Raw genomic sequence first — 20716 nt, 5'->3', positions numbered from 1 at the left:
GTTCGGTGCCCCGCACCGCGTACCCGCGCTTTTCCGTACCTCCTGTAGTTCCTGCACCGCCTTGTTCTTCTGCGTCACCCCGGCAGACAACGGCGTCTACCAACCACCCTTGGAGTTCCCGTGGCCCTCTCGGTCTTCGACCTGTTCTCGATCGGCATCGGCCCGTCAAGCTCCCACACGGTGGGCCCGATGCGCGCCGCCCGGATCTTCGCGAGCCGCCTCAAGAACGAGGGCCTGATGGCCCACACCACCTCGATACGGTCCGAGCTGTTCGGTTCGCTGGGCGCGACCGGCCACGGCCACGGCACCCCCAAGGCGGTGCTGCTGGGCCTGGAGGGCGAGTCGCCGCGTTCGGTGGACGTGGAGAAGGCGGACGACCGGGTCGAGGAGATCAAGTCGTCCGGCCGGATCAACCTGCTGGGCATGCACGAGATCGACTTCGATTTCGACGCGGATCTGGTCCTGCACCGGCGCAAGGCCCTGCCGTACCACGCCAACGGCATGACGATCTTCGCGTACGACCGTGAAGGCGCGCTGCTGTTGGAGAAGACGTACTACTCGGTGGGCGGCGGCTTCGTCGTCGACGAGGACGCGGTGGCCGGCGAGAACCCGATCACGCTGGACGACACCGCGCTCAAGCACCCCTTCCGCACGGGTGACGAGCTGCTGCGGCTGACGCGCGAGACGGGCCTGTCGATCTCCGCGCTGATGCTGGAGAACGAGAAGGCCTGGCGCACCGAGGACGAGATCCGCGCCGGTCTGCTCGACATCTGGGGCGTCATGCAGGCCTGCGTGTCGCGCGGCATGTCCCGCGAGGGCATCCTGCCCGGCGGCCTCAAGGTCCGCCGCCGCGCCGCCAACTCGGCCCGCAAGCTGCGCTCCGAGGGCGACCCCCAGGCCCTGGCCATGGAGTGGATCACGCTGTACGCGATGGCGGTGAACGAGGAGAACGCGGCGGGCGGCCGGGTGGTGACCGCCCCGACGAACGGCGCGGCGGGCATCATCCCGGCGGTCCTGCACTACTACATGAACTTCGTGCCCGGCGCGGACGAGGAGGGCGTGGTCCGCTTCCTGCTCGCCGCCGGAGCGATCGGCATGCTCTTCAAGGAGAACGCCTCGATCTCGGGTGCCGAGGTCGGCTGTCAGGGCGAGGTCGGCTCGGCCTGCTCGATGGCCGCGGGCGCGCTGGCCGAGGTCCTGGGCGGCTCGCCGGAGCAGGTGGAGAACGCCGCGGAGATCGGCATGGAGCACAACCTGGGCCTGACCTGCGACCCGGTCGGGGGCCTGGTCCAGATCCCGTGCATCGAGCGCAACGGCATGGCGGCCGTGAAGGCCGTCACCGCCGCGAAGATGGCGATGCGCGGCGACGGCTCCCACAAGGTGTCCCTCGACAAGGTCATCAAGACCATGAAGGAGACCGGCGCCGACATGAGCGTGAAGTACAAGGAGACCGCCCGAGGCGGCCTCGCGGTGAACATCATCGAGTGCTGAGCGTACGAGTGCCGAGGGGCCTGGCCCCTCGGCACTCGTGTCCCGCTGCGGCCGCTCAGGCGGCCTTGGAGAGGGTGGACCTGTCCGGCCGGGGCGCGGACTCGACCGGCATCGCGGGCCGCCGTCCCTCGTGGCGCGGCCACAGCCGCAGGGCGCCGACGGCACCCGCCGTGGCGAGGACCGCGAGGACCGACCAGGTGAGCGGGTAGCCCGCGTTCGTGCCGAGCCAGCCCGCGATCGGGTAGGTGATCAGCCAGGCCAGGTGCGACAGGGAGAACTGGGCCGCGAAGGCCGCCGGAATCGCCTGCGGTGCGACGGAGGCCCGCAGCACGTTGCCGGTCGGTGTGACGATCAGCGCCATGCCGACGCCGATCACGGTCCAGACGACCGCCGTGCCGGCCCAGCTGGTCAGTCCGGCGGCGACGAGCGTCACCGCGGCGACCGTGCCGCCGACCAGGACTCCGGCGCCGGTCACCATGACGGTGCGGGCGGCGATCCGGTCCAGTACGCGGGGCAGCACGAGGGCGGCGAGGAGGGTTCCGCCGCCGGAGGCCGCGAGCATCAGCGCCACGTCCGACTGGGCGCCGCCGAGTTCGTCACGGACGTAGTTGACGGTGTTGACGACGACGATCGAACCCGCCGCCGCGACCACGAGGTTGAGCGCCATGATGCCGCGCAGCCGCGGTGTCACGAGGAAGGTCCTGATGCCGCCGGCCACCTTCTCCCACGCCCCGGTGCGGTCGCTGGGCCGGGCGTCGGGGACGCGGGTCGACAGGACGAGCAGCGCGGAGACGAGGAATCCGGCCGAGGTGCCGAGGAAGAGCCGGTCGAAGCTCATGAACGTCAGGGCGATGGCCGCCAGGACGGGGCTGAGCAGGCTCTCCATGGTGTAGGCGACCTGCGAGGCGGACAGCGCCCGGGTGTAGGCGGACTTGTCGGTGACGATGTCGGGGATGACGGCCTGGAACGTCGGCGTGAACGCCGCGGACGCCGCCTGGAGCAGGCCGATCAGCAGGTAGATGTGCCAGACCTCGGTGACGAGCGGCAGGGCGAGGACCACACCGGCACGCACCGCGTCGAGGAGGGCCAGCAGGGTTCTTCTGGGGAATCGGTCGACGTACGCGGCGGCGAGGGGTGCGATGACCACGTACATGACCATCTTGACGGTCAGCGCGGTGCCGAGGACGGTGCCGGCGTCCGGTCCCGCGAGGTCGTAGGCGAGCAGTCCGAGGGCCACGGTCGTCAGGCCGGTGCCGAAGAGGGCGATGACCTGGGCGCTGAAGAGGTGGCGGTAGTCGCGGTTGGCGAACAGTCGCATGACGGGTTCCTTCCGGTCCCTGCGGCGGGGCGCGGTCGCGCGGTGCGGGCCGTGCCCCGCGGCGGCAGGCGGGGATGTCTCTACGCATCGGTGCCGCTCCCCGGCGTGAGGCCGGCCAGGAGGTTGAAGGCACCGGTGAGGATGTTGAGGGCGACGACGCCGACGACGTCGGCGATCGCGCGGTCGCTGTAGCCGTGCTCGCGCAGGGCGCTCACCTGCTCGTCGGTGATCGACGTCGGGTCGCGGTAGACCTGGAGGGCGAGGGCGACGATCGCGGCGACGGCGGGATCGGCCGAGGTGCCCCGGTGGGCACGCCCGATCTCTTCCTCGTCCACGCCCAGGGCGCGGGCGGCGGTGACGTGCGCGTCGAGACAGAGCCCGCAGCCCTGGAGGGCCTGGACCGCGATCGAGATCCGTTCGCTGATCCGGCGGTCGAGCTTGGCCCGTCCCATGGCCCGGCTGAGCTGGAGGTAGCCGCCCAGTACGGCGGGCGAGTGGGCCATCGTGGAGACCATGTCCCCGACCTGGCCGTGCCGGGAGACCAGCTCGGCCAGGAGGTCGCGGGAGGCGCCGACCGCCGTGTCGGGCGTGAGTCGGTCGAGGCGGGGCATGACGGTCCTCTCCGCGGTCAGTGGTGGGCGTGGTGGCCGTGGTCGGCGTGCTGGGCTTGGTGCCCGTGCTCGTGACCGTGTCCGTGGCCGTGGCCGTGGCCGTGTGCGTGGCCCGTGGGGGCGGTCGCCTTGGTCCGCACCGTGAACTCCGCCGTCCGGACGCTGTCGTCGTGCTGGAAGTCCAGGTAGAGGCGGTAGGTGCCGGCCGACGGCGCGACGGCCATGAAGGTGATGTCGGGGCCGGGCTCGGTGCTGCCGTCGCCGGGCTCGCCGTCCGGGTGGACGTGGAGGTAGCCGAGGTCGCCGACCCGCAGGGCGACCAGGTGCCCGTACGCGCCCAGGTAGGGCTGCAGGTCGGTGACGGGCCGCCCGTCCCTGCTGACGGTGAGCGTGAGGTCGCTCGCCTCGCCGGGCGCGAGTTCGCCGTCGAGGGTGACGGTGTAGCCGCCGATGCGCGCGGTGCGGGTGTCCTCGGAGATCGGCCGCGGGTCGTACGCTCCGGCGACCGAGGCGTCGATGCCCAGCGTCATGGTGCCGTCGTGGCCGGTCGGGTGGATGTCGGTGAAGAACCGCCAGGCTCCCGGCGCCAGCGTCAGGTCGACGCTCCAGGTGCCGTGCTGGTCCATCACCGGGTGCACGTGCTGGAACCCGGTCGTGTCGCGCCGGACGGCGATCAGGTGCACCTCCTTCTCGTGCTCGGGCGTGAACTCGGTGACCGTCCGCCCGTCGGGGCCGGTCACGCGGAAGGTGAGCGTCTGCGGCCCGGCGGGGAGGATCGTCGAGTCGAACTCGAGGGTGTAGCCGCCCTCGGAGACCGCGAGGCCGCCGGGGCGTGCGCCGCCGTGGGCGCTGTGGTCTCCGTGGCCCGTCATGTCGTGGCCCGCGTGGTTCTTCGTCATGGCTCTGCCTCCACCTGCGCGATACGTCTTCCGGGTGCCGCCCGTCTTGGCGACACCCGTGACTATACATACCCCCGGGGGGTATGGCCAGTGGTGCTTGCGGAACCGTCAGCAGGTCTTGCCGGAGCGGACCGGCTTCAGGTCGGTGAGGTAGTCGTCGACCGCGCGCGTGACGCAGGCGTTGCTGCGGCCGTACGCGGTGTGCCCGAGGCCCTCGTACGTCAGGAGCATCCCGCCGGGGAACTGCTCCGCCAGGCTCGCGGCCTCCTCGTACGGCGTGGCGGCGTCACCCGTCGTGCCCACCACCAGGACCGGCGGGACACCGTCGGCGCGGACCTTGTGCGGGGGCCGGGTGCCGGGGCTCGTGGGCCAGTCCTTGCAGGCGAGCTCGCTGACGATGCCCGACGTGCCGTACGCGCCCGCGACCTCGTCCGCCGGGGCCAGCGCCTTCCAGTACGGGGCGACGGTACGGGGGTGGGGTATGTCGACGCAGCTCACGGCGAGCAGGGCGTCGGAGCTGTTGTCGTCGGAGCCGTTGTCGTCGCCGCGGGGTGTGCGGTGGGACGCGCCCGGCTCCTCGTCGGCCTCCGCGAGGTCGGCCAGCTGCGTGCCGTCGCCCTCGGCCGCCGAGCGCAGCGCCTCGGAGAATTCCTTCCATTGGGCCTCGGGGGTGTACATCGCGTCCGTGATGACCCCGAGGAGCGTGGTGGCGTCGACGTCGTAGCGGTCTCCGTCGACCGGCAGGGGTTCTTCTTCCGTCTGCTCCAGGAGGTCGTCGATCAGGCCGGATATCTCTTCCGGCGTCGCGCCGGGGCAGCTGTCCCCCGCGACGTCGGCGCAGTACTCGGCGTAGTCGTCCACGGCCCTGCGGAACCCAAGGCCCTGGGACACCGCCCGTTCCCGCCAGTTCAGGGACGGGTCGATCGCACCGTCCAGGGCGAGGGCGCGGACGCGGTGCGGGAACTGTTCCGCGTAGACGCTGCCGAGGTTCGTCCCGTACGACCAGCCGAGATAGGTCAGCTTCCGGTCGCCGATGGCGGCTCGCAGTACGTCCATGTCGCGGGCCGCGTCCTCGGTACCGACATGACGCAGGATGCCTCCGCTGCCCTTCCGGCACGCCTCGGCCTCGGCGTCCGCTCCGGCGACGGCACGGTCGCGTTCGGCGGCGGTGGCGGGGGTGATGGGCTCGGGGGCGTAGGTGTCCTCGTACGAGTCCTCCCCTGTCTCCGCGTCCGCCTCTGCCCCCTCGTCCGTCTCGGCGGATTCCTCCTCCGGGGGTTCCGCGCACTTCACGGCGGGTGTGCTGCCGCCGACGCCTCTCGGGTCGAAGGAGACGATGTCGAAGCGGGCCCGCACCTTCGCGCCGAAGCTCTCGTCGCCGCCGTCCCTGAGGTCGCTCGCGCCGGACGCGCCGGGGCCGCCGGGGTTGTAGACGAGGGAGCCGATACGGCGGTCGGGGTCGGCGGTGACCGCCTTGACGACAGGCAGGACGAAGGTCTTCCCGTTCTCCGGGTGGGCGTAGTCCATCGGCACGGTGAGCCGCGCACACCGCAGCTCGGCCCCGCCCTCGCCCTCGCCGCAGTGCTTCCACTTCAGCTGCTGGCCGTAGAACCGCTTGAGCTCGGGCTTCGCGGCGGGCTCGACGGCGGAGGCGCCACCGGCCGCGGTGCAGCCGGTGAGGGTGGCGGCGGCGAGGGTGGCGGTGGCCAGGGCCAGGGCCAGGACGGGGACGGTAAGGCGGTCGGCGCGGTACACAGGAGCACTCCCAAGATCGGTTCGCCCCACCTTGCAGGTCCGACCCTGAGGTTTTGATGAGGAACCGGAACGCCTACGCCTCCGGCAGCCGCAGGGTGAAGCTCGCGCCGCCGCGCGGCCCCGCCGCGGCCGTGAGGGATCCGCCGTGTGCGTGCGCCACCCAGGCGGCGATGGAGAGGCCGAGGCCCGTGGAGCCGCTGCCGCTGCGGAAGCGGTCGAAGAGGGCGCCGGACTCCGCGAGGCCGGGCGGCAGCCCCGGACCCGCGTCGGCCACCGTGACCGTCGCGCCGGGAGCGACGATGACCTCGACGTCCGCGGGTTCCCCGGGCAGATGCCCGTGCGCCAGCGCGTTGGACAGCAGGTTGGCCACCGCCCTGCGCAGCAGATCGGGGTCGGCCACCACCACGGTCTCGACACACCGCAGCGTCACCCGGTGCCCCTGGGCGGGCGTGTCCGCGACCACCCCCTCCACCAGCTGGTCGAGACGCAACGGCTCCCGCGCCAGCGTCTCCGTACCGGACATCAGCCGGGCCCGGGTCAGCAGCCCGTCGACCAGACCCCCCATCCCGTCCGCGAGCCGCAGCGTCCGCTTCAGGACCTCCGTACGGTCCGCCTCCCCCCGCAGCCCCGTCTCCGCGAGCGTCCGCAGCGATGCCGCGGGCGTGCGCAGATCGTGCGCGGCATCGGCCAGGAACGTCTCCTGCCGGCGCAGTGCCGCGAGCGCGGGACGGATCGCGCGGCCGGACAGCACATGGCCGACCGCCGCCGAGAGGCAGACCAGGACCGCGCAGGCCCCCGCCACCAGCCAGGTGAGACGGCGGTGGTCGGACCGCTGGTCGGTCGTGTCGGCCATCGTCACGATGACGCCCTGCGGACCGTCGTCGTCCACCGCTTCGGGGGCGTAGAAGGGATCGGCGTAGAGGCGGACCGGACGGCCGTCCGTCGTGTGCCGGTCGGCCGTCGCCACGTCGTCGCCCCGCACCGCCTTCGCCCCCATCTCCTGTACGAGCGCGGGGGCGACCCGCAGACAGGGGTGGCGCGGCGTGTGATCCACCGTCAGCGGGGTGCGCGGCGGGTCGAGCGGCACCGAGAGCACCGTCAGCGGCGGACATCCCGTACCCATGGTGTCGGCGAGTTCGCGCGCGTCGAGCCGCCCGTCGTCGTCGGTCACGAGGAGGCCGATGGCCCAGCCGGTGTCCTGGCCCATCGCCCCGTCGAGCTGCTGGCGCCACCGCCGGTCGTCGCTGCGCACCGCGAAGACCGCCATCCCGATCAGCCCCACGGCACTGGTCAGGGCGAAGAGGGCGGTGATGCGTCGGCGCAGTCGGCGTACCCGCGCGGTGGGCGTGAGCGGGCCCGTGGTGCGCGGCCTCACTCGGGGGCCAGGCGGTAGCCGACCCCGCGCACGGTGCGGATCAGCGGCGGATCGCCGAGCTTGCGGCGCAGCTGGGAGATCAGCACCTCTAGGACGTTGGACTGCGGCTCGGTCATCTCGTCCCAGCAGCTCTCGATGAGCTCGCCGCGCGTCACCGCCTGGTCCGCGCGCGCCGCCAGGACCTCAAGGACGGCGAACTCCCGGCTGGTGAGCGTCAGGAGCAGCCCCGCCCTGCGCACCTGCCGCCGCGCGGTGTCGATCTCCACGTCGGCGACCCGGTGCACGGGCGGCCGCACCGCCGGCGAACGGCGGCACAGGCTGCGCACCCGCGCCACCAACTCCGGTACGGCGAACGGCTTGACCAGGTAGTCGTCGCCCCCGCTCGCGAACCCCTCGACCCGGTCGGCCACCGAGTCCCGCGCGGTGAGGAACAGCACCGGCACGGCACGGCCGGTGCGGCGCAGCTCCGCGACGTACGCGACGGCGTCACCGGACGGCAGCATCCGGTCGAAGACCGCGCAGTCGTACGCCGTGACGAAGAGCGCCTCGTCGGCCTGCGGCAGATCGGCGGTCGCGTCGACGGCGAGCCCGGCCGCGCGAAGCGCCGCGGCCACCCCGAAGCGGAGATTGTCGTCGTCCTCGACCAGCAGCACTCGCACGCCGCCCAGCCTATCGACAAGGGGGTACACCGCCCCCGGAGCTCACCCCGCGAACAGCAGCGCCTCCGCCCCCACCGGCCGGTACCCCGCCGCCTGGAACGCCCGCACACTGCGCGCGTTGCCCGGCGCCTGCTGCGCCCACACCACGGACCCGTCCGGTACGAGATGCCGTGCCGCGAGCGCGAGGGCGCGCCCCAACCCCTGGTGCCGCCCTGCTTCCGCGACCTCTGTCGCCGTCTCCCAGCGCCCGGCGACGCCCCGGCCGATGACCAGGACCCCGCCGGCCCCGCCGCCCTCGCAGGCCCACACCCGGACGTCGTCGCGGCGCTTGCGGGCCCGTGCCACGCGGGGGTGGTCGGGGTCGTCGAGTTCGGTCAGGCCGAGCGCGGGGTCGGGGTCGCCCGGCAGCGCGGACGCGACCGTCAGCAGGTCGATCGTGTCCGTCGTACGTCCCGTGCGGTCCAGGAAGGCGCCGAGGAACCGCGGGTTGAGGGTCGCCGCGAGCGGATCGCAGTCGAGGGAGTCGAGCGTGGCCCGCACCCAGCGGGGGTCCTCGTCGGTGAAGACGACGGAGTGCGCCGTGAAGGCGATGACCCCCGCGTCCCGGTGGCTCGGCTGCGGCACGACGGTCGTCGAGCCGTCCGGCGGCGGGAAGCGGCCGTGGGCCGCCGCGTCGAGAATCGAGCCGAGCGAGGCGGCGGTGCTGGCCATGGGCGTACTCCTTGTGATCGGGCCGCGGGACGGCCGTTACCCTAAGCCCACTCAGTAATGCACCAAGAAGGGGTGGATCCGGTGGCGGACATCGAGGAAGCGCGCAAGACGTTCGAGCGGTTCGACGCGGACGGCGACGGCTTCATCACGGCGGCCGAGTGGAAGTCGGCCATGGCGCAGATGGGGGACTTCTACGTCACCGAGACGGTGGCCGAGGCCGTGATCGGCACGAAGGACACCAACGACGACAAGAAGCTGACCTTCGACGAGTTCTGGGCGAGCCTGAACAAGTAGTCGGCGGACAGCGAAGGGGCCCCGCGGCCGGATACGTGCGCGGGGCCCCTTGCGCATGTATCAGCGCCGGGCCGCCGCCCGCACGCTCCACCGCCCTTCCCTGCGCTCGAGGCGCACCGGATGGTCGAAGCACTTGCTGACCTGGTCGCTCGTCAGTACGTCGTCGACGGCGCCGGAGGCGAGCGTGCGGCCGTCCCGCAGCAGCAGGGCGTGCGTCGTACCGGCCGGGAGTTCCTCCAGGTGGTGGGTGACCAGGACCGTGGCGAGTCCGGGGTGGCTCTCGCGCAGGGAGTCCAGGCTGTCGAGGAGTCCCTCGCGGCCCGCGAGGTCGAGCCCGGTGGCGGGTTCGTCGAGGAGGACGAGGCGCGGGCTCGGCATCAGCGAGCGCGCGATCAGGGTCCGGCCGCGCTCGCCCTGGGAGAGCGTGGGCCAGCGCGCGTCCGTGCGGTGCCCGAGGCCGAGCATCGCGATCAGCCGGTCGGCCCGCTCCTCCTGCTCGGGGGTGGGACACCACCGGGGCAGCGGTTCGACGCTGTTGGTGAGGCCGGTCAGGACGACGTCACGGACCCGCAGCGCGGACCGCAGCGGATGACGCGGGTTCACATGACCTACGTACGCCCTCAAGTCCCGCAGATCGACGCTGCCGAGGCGGCGGCCGAGCACCTCCACCGTGCCGTGGGTGGGGTGGGTGACGGCTCCGCAGAGGCTGAGCAGGGTGGACTTGCCCGCGCCGTTGGCGCCGAGCAGCGCCCAGTGCTCTGAGGGGCGGACGGTGAGCGTGACCTCTTCGAGGATGGGGCGGCCGTCGCGGACGACGGTGACGCCGTCCGCGTGCAGCACCGGGGTCATCGGCCGACCCCCGCCCGGTTCACGGCCGAGAGCACCGCCTGCACGGAAGCGGTCAGGACCGAGGTGTCGAGACCCGCGCCCCAGCAGACGACACCGTCGACCCGGCACTCCGCGTACGCGACGGCCTCGGCGCCGCCGCCCGCCTCCACCGCGTGTTCGGAGTAGTCGAGGATGTCGACGGTGATCCCGGCGGCGGCGAGCGCCTCGGTGAACGCGGACAGCGGTCCGTTGCCCGCGCCCTCGAAGTCCCCTGCCCTGTCCCCCACTTGGAGGGTGCAGACGAAACGGTGCGCGCCGTCGGGGGCGCGGTCGGTGGTCCATGCGTCGAGCCGCACCCCGCCGTCCCGGCCCGGCACGAGATATGCCGTCTCGAACAGCTCGTACAACTCCTTGGGCGTCGCCTCGCGCCCGCTGTCGTCCGTGGCGTCCTGCACCACGCGCGAGAAGCCGGGCCGCATCCGCTCCGGCAGGTCGAGTCCGTGCGTGGTGCGCAGCAGATACGCCATCCCGCCCTTGCCGGACTGGGAGTTGACCCGGATGACCGCCTCGTAGCTGCGGCCGATGTCCGCCGGGTCGATCGGCAGATACGGCACGCCCCAGGGCGCCTGACTCTCCGGTACACCCAACTCGGCGGCCCGGCGGGCGTGTTGGGCGAATCCCTTGCTGATGGCGTCCTGGTGGGTGCCGGAGAACGCGGTGTGGACGAGGTCGCCGGCGTAGGGGTGGCGGGGGTGGACGGGCAGCCGGTTGCAGTGCTCGACGGTCTCGCGCACGGCGTCGATGTCGGAGAAGTCGACCATGGGGTCGACGCCTTGGGCGTGCAGATTGAGGGCGAGGGTCACCAGGTCGACGTTCCCGGTGCGTTCGCCGTTGCCGAAGAGGCAGCCCTCGACGCGCTGGGCGCCGGCCAGGACGGCGAGTTCGGCGCAGGCGACGCCGGTGCCGCGGTCGTTGTGGGGGTGGACGGAGAGGATGACGGAGTCACGCCTGGCCAGGCTGCGGTGCAGATACCCGATCTGGTCGGCGTAGACGTTCGGGGTCGCGATCTCGACCGTCGCCGGGAGGTTGTGGGTGACGGGGCGGCCGGGGCTCGCGTCCCACAACTCCGTGAGCCCGTCGCAGAGTTCGACCACATAGTCGGGCTCGGTCAGGTTGAAGGTCTCCGGGGAGAACTGGAAGCGGATGTCCGCGTGCGGCCGCGCGTCGGCGAGGCGCGCCATCCGGGCGGCGGCCGCTTCGGCGACCGCGCGCACCTCGGCCCGCGAACGCCCGAGCACCACGTCACGCCAGACGGGCGAGGTGGGGACGTAGAGGTGCACGACGGTGCGGGGCAGCCCTTCGATCGCCGCGAAGGTGCGGTCGATGAGGTCGGGCTTGGCGGGCGTGAAGACGACGATGGTGACGTCCTCGGGGATCTCGCCGCGCGCACTGAGCGCGGCGAGGTCGCGCACGAAGTCGAAGTCGGCGCGGCCGGCCGAGGGGTAGCCGACCTCGATCTCCTTGAACCCCATCGAGACGAGCAGCTCGAAGAAGCGCCGCTTGCGGCCGGTGTCCATCGGCTCGGCCAGCGCCTGGTTCCCGTCACGCAGGTCGACGGGGACCCAGAGGGGCGCGCGCTCGATACGGGCACTCGGCCAGCTCCGCTCCAGGGCGGGAACGTCGACGCGGTCCTGGTAGGGGCGGTAGCGGTGGTGCGGCATGGGACTGGGGCGCTGCGGATTCCAGTCGTACGGGACGCGGGGCGCTCGGGGCGCGTGGGGCGCGGCATCGGCTGTGATGTCGTACGCGGTGTCGCTCATCGGAAGCGGTGTCCTTCGGGTCGCGGTCGGTCGGCCGACCGGCAGCACGGCACCCCGCGGCGGGGTGCCGGTCGCTTCAGGCCCCGCCGCGGCAGCCGAGAAGAAGGAGACCGCAGAAGATCACGCGGCTACACTAGCCACACCTCAGGTCCTCAGACAAGTACTCCTCAGACAAGCTGAGGTCCCACCTCCGGAAAGGCCCCCGCATGCCCCTCGGATCCCTGCGCCCCAGCCCTCTGGTCGAACAGGCCGCCGAGCGCCTGCGCGAGCAGATCGCCGCCGGCCACTGGCCCATCGGCACCAAACTCCCCGGCGAGACCACCCTCGCCAAGGAACTCGGCATCGGCCGCTCCACCGTCCGCGAGGCCCTGCGTGCCCTCGCCGGCGCCGGGCTCGTGCAGCCCCGGCAGGGCTCCGGCGTCTTCGTCACGGCGACGGAAGCGGTCGCGGACTGGCCGACGCGGCTGCGCCGGGCCGCGGTCACGGACGTGTACGAGGTGCGGATGCTGGTGGAGGTGCAGGCGGCGCGGCTCGCGGCGATGCGCCGCACGGACGAGGACATCACCGCCATGCGGGCCGCGCTCCAGGGCCGCAGGGCGGCGGCCGCCGAGGGGGACGCGGCGTTCGTGGACGCCGACATCGCGCTGCACGCGGCGGTCGTGGCGGCGGCGCGCAATCCCGTGCTCACCGATCTGTTCGCGGAGTTCATGCCCGCGCTGCGGCAGGGCCTGATCAGCCTCCTCGAACTCATCGACGTACGCGCCACGGAGGCGAACCACGGAGATGCCGCGCACGCGGAACTCGTGCGCGCCGTCGAAGCGAGGGACGCGGAGGAAGCGGCGCGGGTGGCGCAGGCCGAACTCCAGGGGACGCTGCGGAAATTGCTGAACCACGGCTAGCCCGGCGGGCCCGGGATTCCGGTACCCCCGCCGGGCTTCCCGCCGCCGCCCACACAACCACTCTCCCAATCCCCTTCGGCCGGAAGGAACAGAAGGAACGGGAAATCCGGGAAGGCCGAAGAGAACGAAAAGAAGAGCGAAGATCGCGACGGGCGGCGGAGGAACTCGAACTCCTACATCTTGTCGTAGAAGGTCCACATCTGATTCGGCGCGCCTTGCGCGGATTCCTTGACGGTCACCGCTTGGTCCACGCCGTTCGCCGTGATGAGCAGGGCGGGGAACTTCCTGCTCTCGATGGTGGTCTGCTCCTGCCCGAGGTCCACCAGCCAGCGCTGCGACAGCTTGTCGGGGCTGCGGGGCTTCAAGGTCACCGACCCGTCGCGCGTGGTGGCCTCGAGGCACTGCCCCTTGTAGTGGGTGCTCTCGATCGTGTAGATGCCCGTTCCCGCCGTGGTCTCACCCACCAGTTCGAGCTGCCAGACCTGATAGGTCTGCGCCGGATCCCGCGTCCACACGGTCTTGCCGTCGTACGCGTCGAGGTTGGTGTCGTCGCTGAACACCTGAATGGAAGCCGAGAGGCTCTTGATCGATGCCACCGAATTCCCCTTTCCATTCGACTGATCTCGCGGCCAAAGTCGTCGACGAATGGTCTGGTCCGTCGACCGCCCTCACATTTCCATCCGTCCTGGATTCCTGACAAGTTCGGTAATCGGCCACCGTCGGCGACGTCCGAAGAGACCTGGGAAGCCGGGAATTTCCGCATGAATTCAGGCCGTTCCCCGAAGGCCCTCACACACCGCCCTCAAGGCCGCCCGCACCACAACTCCCCCAGGAATTCCCGCGCAGCCCACCGCGCGCGCGACGACTGTTGCCGCGCAGACCCATGGGGCCTCTGGTCCCGCGCCGGGCGTGGGGTCGCCCCCACGGGCATCGCCGCCCCTGGCCTGGCACACGCCCTCACCGCGCGACGGATCAGCGGTCCTCGGACAACCTGTCCTCCCCCTCTTCCCGCCTGCCCTCCCCTGCTTCCCTCCCGGCACGCTCCACGCCGCCCGCGCCACGAACCCTGTACAACCGGGCCGAAGCGTCCACATGCGCGAGCCGCCGCATGGCGCTGAACACCGCCTCCCCGAGGACCGTGCCGATCACCACGCTCTCCACCAGGTCCTCCACCGCCCCCCTGCGGTCCACATAGCCGAGGTCCGCGCGGGCGACCAGCTCGGCCGCCTCGGCGTACTCGTCGAGGAGTTCCGTGAACGCGCCGTGGCCCACCCGGTCCAGGGCGGCCAAGGCGCGCGCGAGGTCGGCGGCGGCAGGGTTCGACTCGTGGGTGCGCCAGCCGCGCCGCGCGATCAGGCCCTCGACGGCGGTCCGCGCGGCCGCCGCCTCCGCGTCGTCGTCGGCGGCGCCCGCCGGGCCGAGCCGGTCGGCCGCCGCACCGAGCACCTTGTGCAGCGGGCGCTCGGGGTCGTCGACCGCGCCGAGCACCTCCGCGATGGCGGACACCTTCAGGCCGCCCACGTCGAGCAGCGCGCGGATCAGCCGCAGCCTGCGCTCGTGCGCCTCTCCGTAGTGCGCCTGGTTGGGGCTGCTCAACTCGCCCTGCGGCAGCAGCCCTTCACGGACGTAGTACTTGATCGTCGGCACCGGCACGCCGGTCCTGCGGCTCAACTCGCCAATACGCACGGCCCGGCCACTCTCCTTGCCTCTGCCCGCTTGCCCGCTCTTGCGATCCTCGCCGCCCATCATAGATAGTGGCGCTATCAGATAGCGGACAGCGCCACTATCCATAGTGCAGCTATCTATACGTGCACCACAGAGCTATCCATAGATCCAGGCACATCCAGATACGTCCAGATACGTCCACCACAGGGGGATCCCTATGTCTTCATGGCGTTCATGGCACCGCCCACTCGTGCTCTTCTCCGCCTCCATGGCGTTACTCGCCGTCGTCTCCGGAGTGGGGCTCGTCGTCGACGACCGCGTCCTGGTGGGCGCGCCGATCTGGTTCAAGCCGTTCAAGTTCTCGGTCTCGTTCGTCGCCTACGGACTCTCGCTCGCCTGGATGCTGTCGCTGCTCGACCGCGGCCGCAGGGCGGGCTGGTGGGCGGGGACGGTGGTCGCCGCCGCGAGCGTCGTCGAGATGGCGATCATCACCGGGCAGGTGGTGCGCGGGAAGCGCAGCCACTTCAACCACGCGACCCCGTTCGACGAGGCGCTGTTCAACGCGATGGCCGTCACCGTCGTCGTCCTGTGGCTCGCCACCCTGGCCATCGCCGTCCTGCTGCTGCGCGCCCGCATCGCCGACCGCGCCTCCGCCTGGGCCATGCGCTGCGGGACCGCGCTCGCACTCGCCGGAGCCGCCATCGGGTTCCTGATGACGCAGCCCGCGCCCGGGCAGACGCGCGGCTCGTCGTCCGTCGTCGGCGCCCACAGCGTGGGCGTGCCCGACGGCGGCCCCTCGATGCCGCTGACCGGCTGGTCCACCACCGGCGGCGACCTCCGTGTCCCGCACTTCGTCGGCATGCACGCCCTGCAACTGCTCCCGCTGCTCCTGATGGTGCTGACGGCGCTCGCGTCGCGCCCCCGCTTCGCACGGCTCGCCGACGGACGCGTACGCCTGCGGCTCGTGCTCGTCGCGTCGACCGCGTACGCCGCCGCCTTCGCCCTGGTCACCTGGCAGGCCCTGCGCGCCCAGCCCCTCATCCACCCGGACGGCGTGACGCTGACGGCGGCGGCACTGATCCTCGCGGCGACGGCCGCCGGGACATGTGCGGCACTGCGCCGCTCCCCCACAACAACCGTTCCCAGCCAGGAAGTCGACGAGACCAAGGAGCTCGCGGCATGACCGGATTCCTCTTCGAGCTCTCCTTCTGGCTGGCCGCGCCGGTCTGGCTGCTCATGATCTTCGCGCCGGGGTGGCGCGCGACGGAACGGATCGCCGCGTCGCCGCTGACCGTCGTACCCGTACTGGTCGTCTTTCTCACGATGGCGCTGCCCGTCTTCCCCGAACTCTGGGCGGCGGTCAGCAGCCCGGACATCGACGGTTTCCGCGAACTGCTCGTCCTCGCCAATGGGGCGGGCGCGATCTGGGCGCAGGTCATCGCCTGGGACCTGCTGATCGGCCAGTGGATGTACCGCGAGGCGCGGCGCATCGGCGTCCACCCGCTGGTGACGGGCCCGCTCCTGGTCCTGACGATCCTCCTGTCGCCCTTCGCGATGCTGCTCTTCCTGCTGATCCGGGCGGCGGCTAACCGGCGGCCCGCAGTCTCCGGTACTGCCCCGGCGCCACCCCGAACTCACGCTTGAAGGCCCGCGAGAAGGCGAACTCCGAGGTGTAGCCCGCCCGTTCGGCCACCTGCCGCAGCGACAGGTCCTCCTCGCTCAGCAGCCGGCCCGCCGCCGTCATCCGCCACCACGTCAGATACGCGAGCGGCGGCTCCCCGCACTCGCCCCCGGCGAAGTCCGCATCCGCGTCGAGGCGTTGGGCTTCAACCGCGCCGAAGCCCTGTTCCGTGCGGGCACTTACTACTACCCGGCGACGCGGTCCTCACGGCGGCGAACACCGAGCTGAGCACGCAGGGCGTGTACGGCGACCTGATCCAGCTGCCGCAGACCGCGGTCGTCCCGCGCCCAGCCGCCGTCGACGCGGTGACCGCGGCCGCGGTCTGGCTCACCTACTCCACCGCGTACGGCGCGCTCGTGCGGACCGCGGGGCTGCTGCCGGGCCGGCGGGTCCTGATCACGGGCGCGTCCAGCGGTGTCGGCACCGCGGCCATCCAGGTCGTACGCCGCGCGGGCGCCGTACCGATCGTCACCACCCGCACCGATGCCAAGCGGCGGCAACTCCTCGATCTGGGCGCCGAGCACGTCATCGTCAGCGAGGACGCGGACGTGACGAAGGAGACGAGGCGGCTGACCGGCGGGCGGGGCGTGGACATCGTGCTCGACGCGATCGGCGGGCCCGGCCTGCAGGCCCTCGGCGAGGCGGCCGTCCCCCACGGCCACATCGTCGCGTACGGCTGGCTGGACGGCCGCCCCTCGATCCTCCCCATGAACTGGCCGCTGTCGGTCCACGGCTATGCGAACACGGACGTCACGGCCACGGAGGAGGGCCGCGTGCGCGCTGCCGCGTACATCAACGCGGGCCTGACGGACGGAACGCTGCGGCCGGTGATCGCGGAGGTCTTCGAGGGTCTTGACGCGGTCGGGGACGCGCACCGCCTGATGGAGTCCGACAGGCACACCGGCAAGATCACGCTGAAGCTCTGAGGAGGCGCCCCTTCCGGAAGGGGCGCCTCACCCGCCCGGAATCCCTCATCCACCCGGAATCCCCCGGCCGTCCGGAATACCTCAGCCGTTCCGGAGGTTGGCTCCGTTACGTACCGCATCAGAGAACCAACCCCCGGAGGGGCGAGTCATGAAGATCGGCATCATCGGCGCGGGCAACATCGGCGGCAACCTCACCCGTCGCTTCAGGGCCGTCGGCCACGACGTGTCCGTCGCCAACTCCCGTGGCCCGCACACCCTCACCGCCCTCGCCGAGGAGACCGGCGCGACGCCGGTGACGGTCGAGGAGGCCGCGCGGGGCGCCCAGGTCGTCGTCGTGACGATCCCGCTCAAGGCCGTGCCGAACCTGCCGGCCGGCTTCCTCGACGGGGCGGCCGACGACGTCGCCGTCATCGACACCGGCAACTACTACCCGCAGCAGCGCGACGGGAAGATCGCCGAGATCGAGGAGGGCCTGACCGAGAGCCGCTGGACGGAGCGGCAGATCGGCCACTCCGTGATCAAGGCCTTCAACGGCACCTACGCCCAGGACATCCTCGACAAGCCGCAGGCCAAGGGCGCTCCCGGCCGCGTCGCACTGCCGATCGCAGGTGACGACGAGGCAGCCAAGAAGGTCGTACGCGATCTGCTCGACGAGATCGGCTTCGACACCGTCGACACGGGCGGCCAGGACGAGTCGTGGCGCCAGCAGCCGGGCACTCCGGTGTACGGTCTCGCGGCGGACGCGGACGCGGTGACAAAGGCCCTGTCCGAGGCGTCCCCGGAGCGCACGGCGGAGTGGCGGGCCTGACGTCGGACGGCTAGGGCCTGTCCGGCGGATCTTGCCTGGGACGCGCTGGCCTGGCACGCGCATCTGCGGCGTTGTCGTCCATCGCCATCGCTCCGCGATGGCTCAATCCTCCGCCTTGCAGCTGCACGCACCAGACCACCGCTCACCGACAGAGACAAGGCGCCGCCCACAGGAGCCGGCCAGATCCGCCGGACAGACCCTAGGGCGTCGCCCAGTCCCGCAGCGCGTCCTCGCTCTCGAAATCCGCGACGTTCTTGTCCAGCGGTGTCGACGTGTACTGATGGATCGTCCACTTCGCCTTGATGCGCGGCTTGCCCGCCGTCACGTAGTCGGCGATCCACAGTCCGTCGCCGGCGTAGGAGGTGGTGTCCCGGTTCAACCAGAAATCCCGGTTTGCGTACAAAAGGACCCTGTGGTTCGGGCGCAGCCGCTTCACCTCCCGGATGAAGCGGTCCTTCTCCGCGTTCGACGCGGCCGTGTGATCCCCCGTCCACTCCCAGTCCACCGCCAGCAAGTCCCCCTCCTTCTCAGGGGCCTTGCTCACGAAGTACTCCGCCTGCGCCGTGATGTTGCCCGGCCACAGGAAGTGGTAGAAGCCGACCACGCAGCCGCCGTCACGAGCCAGCTTCGTCTGGGCCGTCAGTCTCGGGTTGACGTACGAACGGCCCTCCGTCGCCTTGATGATGACGAAGGAGAGGCCGGTCGTGCTGAACGATGACTGGTACGAGCTGACGTCGATGCCTCGGATCATGCGCGGCCTCCCGTGGGGCAGAGGAACGGGGCGGTGGATCTACCCTCCCCGTTCCCGGTGGCCGCGGACGTCAACCGTTGAATGACCCGGGCACGGTGGGCTCAGCGGAAGATGCCCGTGTGCCCCAGCGAGTAGCGCCCCGGCTGCGGGTAGACCGCGAGGCCGTGCGGGCCGCCGCCGACCGGGATGCGGGCGGTCTGGACGCCGGTGCGGGTGTCGATGGCGTACACCTCGGAGTCGTAACGGCCGGACAGCCAGAGCGTGTTGCCGTCCGCCGAGACGCCGCCCATGTCGGGGCTGCCGCCCTGGGGGAGCTTCCACTTCTTGGTCAGCTTGTTCTTGGGGAAGTCGAAGACCGACACCGTGCCCTCGCCGCGGTTGGAGACGTACATCTCGCGTGAGTCGCGGCTGACGTACAGACCGTGGCAACCCTTGCCGGTGGGAAGGAGCTTCGGCTTGTCGAACTTGTCGCCGCTCAGGACCCACATGCCGTCGGCCATCATGTCGGCGACGTAGAAGGTCTTCCCGTCGGGCGAGACCTTCACGTCCTGCGGCATGGCGCCGTCGAAGGGGAGTTTCTGCTGGGCGACGACCTTCATCTTCTCGGTGTCGACCTTCAACAGCTCGCCCGAGAACTCGCAGGAGACGATGAAGTAGCGGCCGTCGGCGGAGAAGTCGGCGTGGTTGACGCCGTAGCAGCTGACCGGTTCGGTCTTGACCTTCTTCATGGTGTGCGGGTCGCGGAAGACGAGTTCGCGGTCCATGGAGGCCATCACGACGGCGTACTTGCCGTTGGGCGTGAAGTAGAGGTTGTACGGGTCGTGTACGTCGACGGGCTTGCCCGCCTTGCCGGTCCTGGGGTCGATCGGGGTGAGCGTGTGGCCGCGGTTGTTGTTGACCCAGAGGGTCTTCATGTCCCAGGAGGGGACGACGTGTTGGGGCTGGATGCCCACGTCGATGGTGTCGATGACCCGGTACGTCTTGGGGTCGATGACGGAGACGGTGTTGGAGTTGGTGTTGGGGACGTAGACGCGGGAGGGGAAGTCCTTGACCACCGGGGAGAGTCTGTTGGGGCGGTCGGCCGCGTAGACGTCCTTGGGGTCGAGGACCGGCGGCATGCCGGGCAGGCCTGGTGCCGCCTTGGGTTTGGCGGGTTTCTGGATGCCCTGGGTGCCGAGGGCTTCGTTGGCCCGCTTGTCGGTGCCGCAGCCGGCGAGCGCGGCGGCTGCGACGGCTCCGGCGGCGACGACCGCTCCGGTGCGGCGGGTGAGGTTCAGGGTGAGGGGCATCAGGTCAGCAGCTCCGTGGTCGTCACCGCGCGCAGTCCGCGGCGGTCGAGGTCTTCCAGGACGGCGGGGAGCGCGGCGACCGTGTCCGCGTACCCGAAGTGCAGGCTCACGACGGAGCCCGCGCGCACCTCTGAGGCGATCTTGCGGGTGACGGCCGGGGCGCCCTGCGAGGTGAAGTCGAGGGAGTCGACGTCGTACGAGAGGACGTGCGGGTAGCCCGCGCGGTGGGCGAGGCGGGCGACGAGGGGGGTCGCCCGTTCGGCGCGCGAGGGGCGGAACCAGGTGCCGATGGAGCCGGTGAGTCGGCGCAGGCGCCGGGCGCAGCCGGTGATCTCGGCGTAGGCGTCGGCCTCGGGCAGTTCGTTGATCGTGACGTGGTGCTGGGTGTGGTTGCCGAGGTCGTGGCCGCCGTCGAGGACGCGGCGGGCGAGTGCGGGGTGTTCGTCGAGCCAGCTGCCGACGGCGAGGACGGTGATCTTGGCGTCGGCCTGTTCGGCGATGGCCAGGAGGGAGCGGGCGATGGCCGGGTCGCCCTGGCCGTGGAAGGTGAGGGCGACCTGGGGGCGGCGGCGGGGGCCGTGGGTGATCTGGTCGGGCTGTCCGGGGTAGCGGCGGGGCGCGGGGGCGGCGCGGGGCGCTTTCGGTGCGGCGTGAGCGGGGTGCCGGGGCGCGGGGTGCCGGCTCGCGGGGGTGGATCCAGGGGTGGATCCGGGGGTGGATCCGGGGAGGGATCCGGTGGTGGAGCAGCCCGCGGTGAGGGCGCCCGCGACGGCCAGTCCGGCGGCCGCGCGGAGGGTCGCGCGGCGGTCTGTCTCGATCACGCGACCATTTAATGGGTAAAGCGGGCAAAAGCTGATGATTGCCCGCTTCTGCCGTCCTGCGGGTCGGGGTCGCGCGAGCCCCGGTCACCTCCGCAACCCTTGCGGATCACCTGTC

The 20716-nt window shown here is 71.5% G+C and carries 21 protein-coding genes and 1 pseudogene; 7 read left to right on the top strand and 15 right to left on the bottom strand.

Features of this window, described 5'->3' with window-relative positions:
- Window positions 1-120: 120 nt before the first annotated feature.
- Window positions 121-1491 carry an L-serine ammonia-lyase gene (locus ACIBKX_RS28580; RefSeq protein WP_399376353.1) on the top strand — a complete coding sequence of 457 codons (1371 nt, stop codon included), beginning with the start codon at window positions 121-123 and terminating at the stop codon, window positions 1489-1491.
- 55 nt (window positions 1492-1546) lie between these two features.
- Here ACIBKX_RS28580 and ACIBKX_RS28575 read toward each other — a convergent pair whose 3' ends face one another.
- The 7 genes from ACIBKX_RS28575 to ACIBKX_RS28545 all read right to left on the bottom strand — a co-directional run bounded on the left by ACIBKX_RS28575 (window position 1547) and on the right by ACIBKX_RS28545 (window position 8819).
- A complete protein-coding gene (locus tag ACIBKX_RS28575) occupies window positions 1547-2809 on the bottom strand; it encodes an MFS transporter (protein WP_363275652.1) in 1263 nt (420 codons plus the stop codon).
- Between the two features lie 80 nt (window positions 2810-2889).
- Complete coding sequence (locus ACIBKX_RS28570; RefSeq protein WP_363275651.1) at window positions 2890-3420, bottom strand: carboxymuconolactone decarboxylase family protein; 531 nt, start codon at window positions 3418-3420, stop codon at window positions 2890-2892.
- Window positions 3421-3437: 17 nt separating this feature from the next.
- Complete coding sequence (locus ACIBKX_RS28565; RefSeq protein WP_363275650.1) at window positions 3438-4319, bottom strand: hypothetical protein; 882 nt, start codon at window positions 4317-4319, stop codon at window positions 3438-3440.
- A gap of 108 nt (window positions 4320-4427) precedes the next feature.
- The gene (locus ACIBKX_RS28560) at window positions 4428-6074 is read right to left on the bottom strand and encodes an alpha/beta hydrolase (RefSeq protein WP_363275649.1); all 1647 of its coding nucleotides are present in this window, start codon (window positions 6072-6074) and stop codon (window positions 4428-4430) included.
- A 73-nt stretch (window positions 6075-6147) separates the two neighbouring features.
- Window positions 6148-7449 carry a HAMP domain-containing sensor histidine kinase gene (locus ACIBKX_RS28555; protein ID WP_363275648.1) on the bottom strand — a complete coding sequence of 434 codons (1302 nt, stop codon included), beginning with the start codon at window positions 7447-7449 and terminating at the stop codon, window positions 6148-6150.
- Complete coding sequence (locus tag ACIBKX_RS28550; RefSeq protein WP_363275658.1) at window positions 7446-8102, bottom strand: response regulator transcription factor; 657 nt, start codon at window positions 8100-8102, stop codon at window positions 7446-7448. Before ACIBKX_RS28550 ends, ACIBKX_RS28555 begins: the two co-directional genes overlap by 4 nt.
- Window positions 8103-8150: 48 nt before the next feature.
- Window positions 8151-8819 (bottom strand): GNAT family N-acetyltransferase, encoded by a 669-nt coding sequence (locus ACIBKX_RS28545; RefSeq protein WP_363275647.1) that lies wholly within the window; start codon window positions 8817-8819, stop codon window positions 8151-8153.
- Between the two features lie 81 nt (window positions 8820-8900).
- Between ACIBKX_RS28545 and ACIBKX_RS28540 the strand changes: the two genes are divergently transcribed.
- Window positions 8901-9113 carry an EF-hand domain-containing protein gene (locus tag ACIBKX_RS28540; RefSeq protein ID WP_363275657.1) on the top strand — a complete coding sequence of 71 codons (213 nt, stop codon included), beginning with the start codon at window positions 8901-8903 and terminating at the stop codon, window positions 9111-9113.
- A 60-nt stretch (window positions 9114-9173) separates the two neighbouring features.
- Here ACIBKX_RS28540 and ACIBKX_RS28535 read toward each other — a convergent pair whose 3' ends face one another.
- A complete protein-coding gene (locus ACIBKX_RS28535; protein ID WP_363275646.1) occupies window positions 9174-9962 on the bottom strand; it encodes an ATP-binding cassette domain-containing protein in 789 nt (262 codons plus the stop codon).
- Window positions 9959-11761 carry a 2-isopropylmalate synthase gene (leuA, locus tag ACIBKX_RS28530; RefSeq protein ID WP_399376349.1) on the bottom strand — a complete coding sequence of 601 codons (1803 nt, stop codon included), beginning with the start codon at window positions 11759-11761 and terminating at the stop codon, window positions 9959-9961. The genes ACIBKX_RS28535 and leuA overlap by 4 nt, the downstream gene beginning before the upstream one ends.
- 206 nt (window positions 11762-11967) lie before the next feature.
- Between leuA and ACIBKX_RS28525 the strand changes: the two genes are divergently transcribed.
- Window positions 11968-12660, top strand: a complete 693-nt coding sequence (locus ACIBKX_RS28525; RefSeq protein ID WP_363275645.1) for an FCD domain-containing protein — start codon at window positions 11968-11970, stop codon at window positions 12658-12660.
- 173 nt (window positions 12661-12833) lie between these two features.
- Here ACIBKX_RS28525 and ACIBKX_RS28520 read toward each other — a convergent pair whose 3' ends face one another.
- Together ACIBKX_RS28520 and ACIBKX_RS28515 are read right to left on the bottom strand one after the other, a co-directional pair.
- Window positions 12834-13256, bottom strand: a complete 423-nt coding sequence (locus ACIBKX_RS28520; protein ID WP_363275644.1) for a hypothetical protein — start codon at window positions 13254-13256, stop codon at window positions 12834-12836.
- Window positions 13257-13632: 376 nt separating this feature from the next.
- Complete coding sequence (locus tag ACIBKX_RS28515) at window positions 13633-14346, bottom strand: MerR family transcriptional regulator (RefSeq protein ID WP_363275643.1); 714 nt, start codon at window positions 14344-14346, stop codon at window positions 13633-13635.
- Window positions 14347-14593: 247 nt separating this feature from the next.
- Here ACIBKX_RS28515 and ACIBKX_RS28510 point away from each other — a divergent pair, with 247 nt between their 5' ends.
- Complete coding sequence (locus ACIBKX_RS28510) at window positions 14594-15508, top strand: hypothetical protein (RefSeq protein WP_399376445.1); 915 nt, start codon at window positions 14594-14596, stop codon at window positions 15506-15508.
- Window positions 15505-15969 carry an ABA4-like family protein gene (locus ACIBKX_RS28505; RefSeq protein WP_363275641.1) on the top strand — a complete coding sequence of 155 codons (465 nt, stop codon included), beginning with the start codon at window positions 15505-15507 and terminating at the stop codon, window positions 15967-15969. Before ACIBKX_RS28510 ends, ACIBKX_RS28505 begins: the two co-directional genes overlap by 4 nt.
- On the opposite strand, the pseudogene ACIBKX_RS28500 reads toward ACIBKX_RS28505, so the two are convergent.
- Window positions 15911-16105 (bottom strand): annotated as a pseudogene (locus ACIBKX_RS28500) (helix-turn-helix transcriptional regulator); the annotation flags it as partial. The gene ACIBKX_RS28505 and the pseudogene ACIBKX_RS28500 overlap by 59 nt on opposite strands.
- Before the next feature lie 140 nt (window positions 16106-16245).
- On the opposite strand from ACIBKX_RS28500, the gene ACIBKX_RS28495 reads away from it, so the two are divergent.
- Both ACIBKX_RS28495 and ACIBKX_RS28490 read left to right on the top strand, forming a co-directional pair.
- Complete coding sequence (locus ACIBKX_RS28495) at window positions 16246-16932, top strand: zinc-binding dehydrogenase (protein ID WP_363275640.1); 687 nt, start codon at window positions 16246-16248, stop codon at window positions 16930-16932.
- Between the two features lie 148 nt (window positions 16933-17080).
- Entirely contained in the window at window positions 17081-17740 is a 660-nt protein-coding gene (locus tag ACIBKX_RS28490; protein ID WP_363275639.1) for an NAD(P)-binding domain-containing protein, read from the top strand.
- A 199-nt stretch (window positions 17741-17939) separates the two neighbouring features.
- Here ACIBKX_RS28490 and ACIBKX_RS28485 read toward each other — a convergent pair whose 3' ends face one another.
- The 3 genes from ACIBKX_RS28485 to ACIBKX_RS28475 form a co-directional block, all read right to left on the bottom strand.
- Window positions 17940-18491 carry a glycoside hydrolase family 25 protein gene (locus ACIBKX_RS28485; protein WP_363275638.1) on the bottom strand — a complete coding sequence of 184 codons (552 nt, stop codon included), beginning with the start codon at window positions 18489-18491 and terminating at the stop codon, window positions 17940-17942.
- Window positions 18492-18592: 101 nt separating this feature from the next.
- On the bottom strand, window positions 18593-19780 hold the full coding sequence (locus ACIBKX_RS28480; protein ID WP_363275637.1) for a PQQ-binding-like beta-propeller repeat protein: 1188 nt from the start codon (window positions 19778-19780) through the stop codon (window positions 18593-18595).
- Window positions 19780-20601: a polysaccharide deacetylase family protein gene (locus ACIBKX_RS28475; protein WP_363275635.1), complete on the bottom strand. Its 822-nt coding sequence runs from the start codon at window positions 20599-20601 to the stop codon at window positions 19780-19782. Before ACIBKX_RS28475 ends, ACIBKX_RS28480 begins: the two co-directional genes overlap by 1 nt.
- Window positions 20602-20716: the final 115 nt, after the last annotated feature.

The organism is Streptomyces sp. NPDC050658, assembly GCF_044457025.1.
Lineage (GTDB): Bacteria > Actinomycetota > Actinomycetes > Streptomycetales > Streptomycetaceae > Streptomyces.
Note: the sequence above shows the minus strand (reverse complement) of the source record. Positions and strands in the feature narration are given on the sequence as shown.

Coding starts and splice junctions, on each gene's coding strand:
- ACIBKX_RS28535 (WP_363275646.1), bottom strand. CDS start 9,962: ATGACCCCGGTGCTGCACGCGGACGGCGTCACCGTCGTCCGCGACGGC.
- ACIBKX_RS28570 (WP_363275651.1), bottom strand. CDS start 3,420: ATGCCCCGCCTCGACCGACTCACGCCCGACACGGCGGTCGGCGCCTCC.
- ACIBKX_RS28505 (WP_363275641.1), top strand. CDS start 15,505: ATGACCGGATTCCTCTTCGAGCTCTCCTTCTGGCTGGCCGCGCCGGTC.
- ACIBKX_RS28565 (WP_363275650.1), bottom strand. CDS start 4,319: ATGACGAAGAACCACGCGGGCCACGACATGACGGGCCACGGAGACCAC.
- ACIBKX_RS28510 (WP_399376445.1), top strand. CDS start 14,594: ATGGCGTTACTCGCCGTCGTCTCCGGAGTGGGGCTCGTCGTCGACGAC.
- ACIBKX_RS28480 (WP_363275637.1), bottom strand. CDS start 19,780: ATGCCCCTCACCCTGAACCTCACCCGCCGCACCGGAGCGGTCGTCGCC.
- ACIBKX_RS28485 (WP_363275638.1), bottom strand. CDS start 18,491: ATGATCCGAGGCATCGACGTCAGCTCGTACCAGTCATCGTTCAGCACG.
- ACIBKX_RS28575 (WP_363275652.1), bottom strand. CDS start 2,809: ATGCGACTGTTCGCCAACCGCGACTACCGCCACCTCTTCAGCGCCCAG.
- leuA (WP_399376349.1), bottom strand. CDS start 11,761: ATGAGCGACACCGCGTACGACATCACAGCCGATGCCGCGCCCCACGCG.
- ACIBKX_RS28525 (WP_363275645.1), top strand. CDS start 11,968: ATGCCCCTCGGATCCCTGCGCCCCAGCCCTCTGGTCGAACAGGCCGCC.
- ACIBKX_RS28545 (WP_363275647.1), bottom strand. CDS start 8,819: ATGGCCAGCACCGCCGCCTCGCTCGGCTCGATTCTCGACGCGGCGGCC.
- ACIBKX_RS28490 (WP_363275639.1), top strand. CDS start 17,081: ATGAAGATCGGCATCATCGGCGCGGGCAACATCGGCGGCAACCTCACC.